The organism is Alkalibaculum bacchi (assembly GCF_937875145.1).
Taxonomy (GTDB): domain Bacteria; phylum Bacillota; class Clostridia; order Eubacteriales; family Alkalibacteraceae; genus Alkalibaculum; species Alkalibaculum bacchi_A.
Window position 1 is genome coordinate 1 of the sequence record NZ_CALNCS010000115.1, and the last position, 5,277, is coordinate 5,277.

Consider the following 5,277-nt stretch of genomic DNA (forward strand, 5'->3'; position numbering starts at 1 on the left):
AATTCCTAATAAACCTATGACTAGAGTAACTTTCATTGCTTCCACATATAGAGGGATACTTTTTATAATAAATGGAACGTCCGTAAAATCCACCTCCTTAAGAAGATAAGTATAATAAAATTTTAGTTTACATTATTAAAGTATACGTGGATAAGCCCTTAATGTCAATGGATTTGAGAAAAAACATATTAAACTTATTTGTTTAGTTTAGAGTTTTATTATCCTATAATTCATACGATTAAAATGTAGTAAAATCGAATAGTTTATCAGAGCGTATTGACAATAATAGGCATTGACATTAGACTAAGATTAGTAAAATAAAAATATATTATTATAATATATTTAGCCATCTTAAAGGAGGGACAAGAATGGAATATTATAAAAGCATAAAAGAAGTATTACAGAATAAATTATTAAAGAAAAATTGATAGCATGATGAAAATGCGAAATTTTGAATTTATTCAATTATTCTAGTGTTAGGAGCTACAAAAGAAAAAAAATTAGGAGAGTTGTTCAGTGATTGTCAAAATATCTGTAATACTTATGTATCTATTATGTATGATTACTAATGGTGTAATTAGTAGAAAAAAAATTGTCGATGCAGATAGCTATTATACTGGGGGAAGGAATGTAGGTGCGATAACCAGTGCTAGTGCATATTTAACTACATTTTTTTCTGCAGTAATGTTTAGTTTATGCGGTTCTTTGGGTTTTGAAATGGGTATAAGCGTTATGTGGATTGGAATTATGAATGCATTAATTACAGGTTTATTTGCTTGGACATTTCTTGCCGGACGTACTCGCCAATTGTCAGAAGATTTGGGAGTATATACATTACCTCAGATAGTTGAAGCTCGTTTAAACTCACGCTTTTTAAGGATGTTTACGGCATTTGTTATTTTAGCATTCTTGATTCCATACTCTGCAAGTGTTTATCAAGGCATAAGCTTTATTTTTCTAAGATTATTTGATATTCCTTTTGAGTACTGCATCATCGCATTGGCAGTTGTTACTGCTTTATATGTCGCCCTAGGCGGAAATTCAGCAATGATGTCTAACAGTGTAATTCAAGGGGTATTGATACTTGTATGCGTTTCGATTTATTATATAGTTTTTTTCAAAAATGAAGCTATTGGAGGATTTAAAGTAGGATTACAAACTCTCGTTTCCCTTGAAGGCGGAAGAGATTTAGTTGCACTATTTGGAGGAAAAAATTTTTTAAAAGTTTTTGCTACGGTAATTCTAACAAGTGTAGGAGGATGCGCAACGCCACAACTAATCAGCAAATTTATTTCTGTTGAAAAAACCAAAATTAAAACTACCAGCATTATTGCGACTGTTGGTTGTTTGTTTATAGCAGGAGGAATGTATTTTGTTGGTGGTTTCAGCCAGATTTTTTTTCAGAAGGGATATCTTCCAGTACCAGATACAGCAGATAAAGTAATGGGTACAATCATGCATTTTATAACAAATGATTTCTTTTTTACTTTGATATTCATTATGCTTTTAGCTGCTTCTATGTCTACTTTAGCAGCCCTTGTCCTTACTGGAGCCTCAGCGCTCACAGAAGATCTATTACCTGTTATATTTAAAAAATATAACTTAAGTGATAATAAAAAAATCACATTGGCACGTATCTTTAGTTCACTATTTATTGTGCTATCGGCAATTATGTCCATAGTACCAAATTCTATCATATCTCTTATGTCCATTTCCTGGGGTATGATTGCATCCGTATGTATTGGTCCTTATTGGTATTGTATATTTTCAAAACATACTAATAAAATTCCAGCCATTATTTCATCCATTTATGGTTTTATATTTATGTCAATCGGTGTAGGTATTTATGGTATGCCCTCTGCATCAATAATTGCTTCGATATCAATATTAACAACTATAATTATAATGTCTGCTCTTGCATTCATTTGCGATAGAGTGGAAGCTAATAAGAAAGTGCAATTAGAGAAGTGATATAGGATAAGTAGTGAATGAACCTTATGTATAAAAGAGGATGCAAAATGCATCCTCTTTGTTTATTATTGTACACTTATATTCAAGAAAACATTGATAAACGATGTACTATTCAAAGAATTTTAGAATATAAATGTAAAGAGGAGGTGTGGGCTTTGATTGATGAGTTGTTAACATTACAATCTCTAGCAGAATTCCCTGTATTAGTTTTATTAGTTGGGATGATCACACAGATTACAAAACGTTTTATTGATTGGATTTTACTAAAATTTTTTGATATTATCTTTATGCCAACGGAGATTATATCCTATGTAGTCTCTTTGTTATTGCTTTTATCTATTAGCTATGCAAGTGGAAGTTTGACAGATAGGACAACACAAGAATTGTTTGCAGTAATACTTTTAGACTTAATAAATGCCCTAGTTATTGCAATGGCTGCAAATAAAGGTTATGAGCGCATTACTGACAAAGAAACCCTCATTTCAAAAATTCAAAAAAAGAAGTAGGCTACGGTCTACTTTTCTTTTTATTTAAAGTAAGGAAGTTATCGTTTTAATCATAGCCCATGCTTTGTCTGAGTGCAGGGTCAAATCGCTACTTATATAAAGTATGTAAGTAAAAATATCAAAATATTTGAGTCCTAATATAAAAACTAGGTATATAATACCACAATTGAGAATGCTTGCTCTTTAACCTTAGACAGTAGAGACCTTTTGTCACAAGCTTCTCAGGACCACTTAAGCAGTAACTAGGATTACTTCTTGAATAATTTTTATGATAATACATAAACTAAAATTCTAGAATCATTAGTTAAAGGGAGGAAGGATTATGGCAACTTGGAAAGATGACAATGAAAAAATGAATTTAACATTAAGGCAAGTTTTAAAAAAAATTGAACACGTCTATGATCCCAATTTTGATTTATGGAATGATTATGTGTTAAATGATGAATTTGGTTCAGATAACGAAGAATAAAAATTAGTTAGTACTTATAAAACCAATATGTAGATTATTATAAAACTGCATACTGGTCCTTTAATTTACAGTATCTTAAAAAATAATATAAAAACATTGAATTACTTTTGAGTTTATGTTATTCTATTTATTGCAGATAAGTGCCGAAGTGGTGGAATTGGCAGACGCGCTGGACTCAAAATCCAGTGAGGTAACACTCGTGCGGGTTCGACCCCCGCCTTCGGCACCATTACTTTCAAAAATTTTACTAGGTTTAAAAAAACAGTTTATATCATATAAAAAACAAATACACTATAAAATAATTAGAAGCCATCTACCTTGAAGGCTTTTTTTAGTTGTTAGCAAAGAATCCGTTCATTAAATAAGATTCTAGAGGAGGTACTACCGATGAAAAAAATAGCATTTATATGTGTGCACAATTCCTGTCGCTCACAAATTGCAGAGGCATTAGGCAAACATTTTGCCAGTGATATATTTGAAAGTTATTCCGCAGGGACGGAAACCAAACCTCAAATCAATCAGGATGCTGTTCGATTGATGAAAGAACGCTACGGAATAGACATGGAAAAGACTCAATACTCAAAATTGATTGACGAACTTCCACCTATTAATATTGTCGTAACCATGGGTTGTAATGTAGTATGTCCTTTTTTGCCTAGTGAAGAAAAAGAAGATTGGGGACTTGATGATCCTACGGGTAAAAGCGATGAAGAATTCATTACGGTGATTAATACAATAGAAGAAAAAATCAAGGATTTAGCACAAAGATTAAGAAATTAAAAGCTAGTTTATTTAACAAAGGACCGTTATAGTTAACAACCTACAATGGTCTTTTGTTTTTTTGTAAAGAAATTGGTTATGAGAAGCCTCAATATTCTTTGATTTGAGAATAAATATAAATAAACTAAAAGAGCAAACGATTAAAATAATTGCGTACTTTGTGAAAAAAATATTGAACAAATAAAGTTTATATGTTAAGATAAAGATGTTACAGAAAGTAACCTAGAAAGCTGTAAGAATACGGCTAAGAGATTTAACTAGAATAATAAGTTATAAGTTAATAATAAATTAAAAATGAATGAATGCGATGAAACCACGAAGGTACTGTCATCAGAAAGATGACATATTTTGTGGTTCTTTTATTTTGAGGAGGTTATTATAGTGAAAACATTGTTAAAGGATATCGAATCCTATTGGTCAAAACGCTCTGTGTCTTATTCAGATGGAATCAAAAAATGTTTAGAGGATGATAATAAAAAAGTTTGGATAAACGTGTTATTAGAAAATTTCCCAAATCACGAAGGAACGAAACTTAAAATACTTGATATTGGAACAGGTCCTGGTTTTTTTGCTATTCTACTAGCAAAAGCAGGATATGATGTAGTTGCAGTAGATTATACTGAAGAAATGTTAAAACAGGCTGCATGCAATGGAAAAGATTGTAAAGATAAGATTACATTCCGTCAAATGGATGCGCACGCTTTAGATTTTGAAGATGAATCCTTTGATGTTATTATCACGCGTAATCTTACTTGGAATTTAGAGCGACCAGTTGATGCGTACACAGATTGGCATCGTGTTCTTAAAAAAGGTGGTCGTATGCTTAATTTTGATGCCAATTGGTATGGCTATCTTTTCGATGACAGTAAAATAGAGCAATCAAAAGAGGAAATAGATAAACAATATTACGATTATCACTTTTACTCTGACAGCGATATAATGGAGTCTATCGGTAAACAACTTCCTCTTAGTAGATATCAAAGACCTCAGTGGGATTCTATGATTTTATTAAATATTGGATTTTCAAAAGTATTAACAGATACAACTATATATGAAACAACCTGGACAAAAGACGAAATTGCACTTTACCCAGATAGTTTAGGCTTTATGATACGAGCTGAGAAGTAGCAAAGATAGTCATAATACATATTTATTTGACAAATAATAAAAAGGACTCAAAAGAAATGCAAAAATGCTGGTAGCTAGGAACGATACCGAATCTACTTTTCTACATGAGATAAGAGTGAAAGGTATTGCCTTGTTAAGGTTAGCTAGATAGTAGTAACCTATAACAGATGCTAGTAGCTTTTTTGCTTAAGGAGACAGAATGTGGAGATACATTGGAAAACGATTAATTCAGCTTGTGCCTGTAATCATTGCTATAAGTTTTATCACTTTTGCGTTAATACAGACGGCTTCGGGAGATGTAATTGATGCAATATATGAAAATGCAGGAGGAACGGCATCAGCAGAAGTATTAGCTGCTAAACGAGCAGAACTAGGTCTTGATAAACCATTTTTAGTTCAGTATCTTAATTGGTTGATAGGAAT

At 31.7% G+C, this 5,277-nt stretch carries 5 protein-coding genes, 1 tRNA gene and 1 pseudogene; all 7 read left to right on the top strand.

All coding sequences use genetic code 11. From position 1 onward, the window contains the following. Positions 1–516 precede the first annotated feature (516 nt). Positions 517–1,971, top strand: coding sequence for a sodium:solute symporter (locus Q7P22_RS07605; RefSeq protein ID WP_303862662.1), 1,455 nt, complete (start codon positions 517–519; stop codon positions 1,969–1,971). A 26-nt stretch (positions 1,972–1,997) separates the two neighbouring features. Further along, positions 1,998–2,477 (top strand): hypothetical protein, encoded by a 480-nt coding sequence (locus tag Q7P22_RS07610; RefSeq protein WP_303862665.1) that lies wholly within the window; start codon positions 1,998–2,000, stop codon positions 2,475–2,477. Positions 2,478–2,799: 322 nt separating this feature from the next. Next, entirely contained in the window at positions 2,800–2,946 is a 147-nt protein-coding gene (locus tag Q7P22_RS07615) for a hypothetical protein (RefSeq protein ID WP_303862668.1), read from the top strand. A gap of 142 nt (positions 2,947–3,088) precedes the next feature. Next, positions 3,089–3,175 (top strand) — tRNA-Leu (locus tag Q7P22_RS07620). Between the two features lie 158 nt (positions 3,176–3,333). Next, the gene (locus Q7P22_RS07625; protein ID WP_303862671.1) at positions 3,334–3,726 is read left to right on the top strand and encodes an arsenate reductase ArsC; all 393 of its coding nucleotides are present in this window, start codon (positions 3,334–3,336) and stop codon (positions 3,724–3,726) included. Positions 3,727–4,107: 381 nt separating this feature from the next. Continuing rightward, complete coding sequence (locus tag Q7P22_RS07630; protein ID WP_303862674.1) at positions 4,108–4,854, top strand: class I SAM-dependent methyltransferase; 747 nt, start codon at positions 4,108–4,110, stop codon at positions 4,852–4,854. Between the two features lie 199 nt (positions 4,855–5,053). Further along, positions 5,054–5,277, top strand: a pseudogene (locus Q7P22_RS07635) (nickel ABC transporter permease subunit NikB); the annotation flags it as partial.

What these genes read in the sequence shown, in the direction of transcription:
- Q7P22_RS07610 (WP_303862665.1), top strand. Translation starts at nt 1,998, where the DNA reads ATGTATAAAAGAGGATGCAAAATGCATCCTCTTTGTTTATTATTGTAC.
- Q7P22_RS07615 (WP_303862668.1), top strand. Translation starts at nt 2,800, where the DNA reads ATGGCAACTTGGAAAGATGACAATGAAAAAATGAATTTAACATTAAGG.
- Q7P22_RS07625 (WP_303862671.1), top strand. Translation starts at nt 3,334, where the DNA reads ATGAAAAAAATAGCATTTATATGTGTGCACAATTCCTGTCGCTCACAA.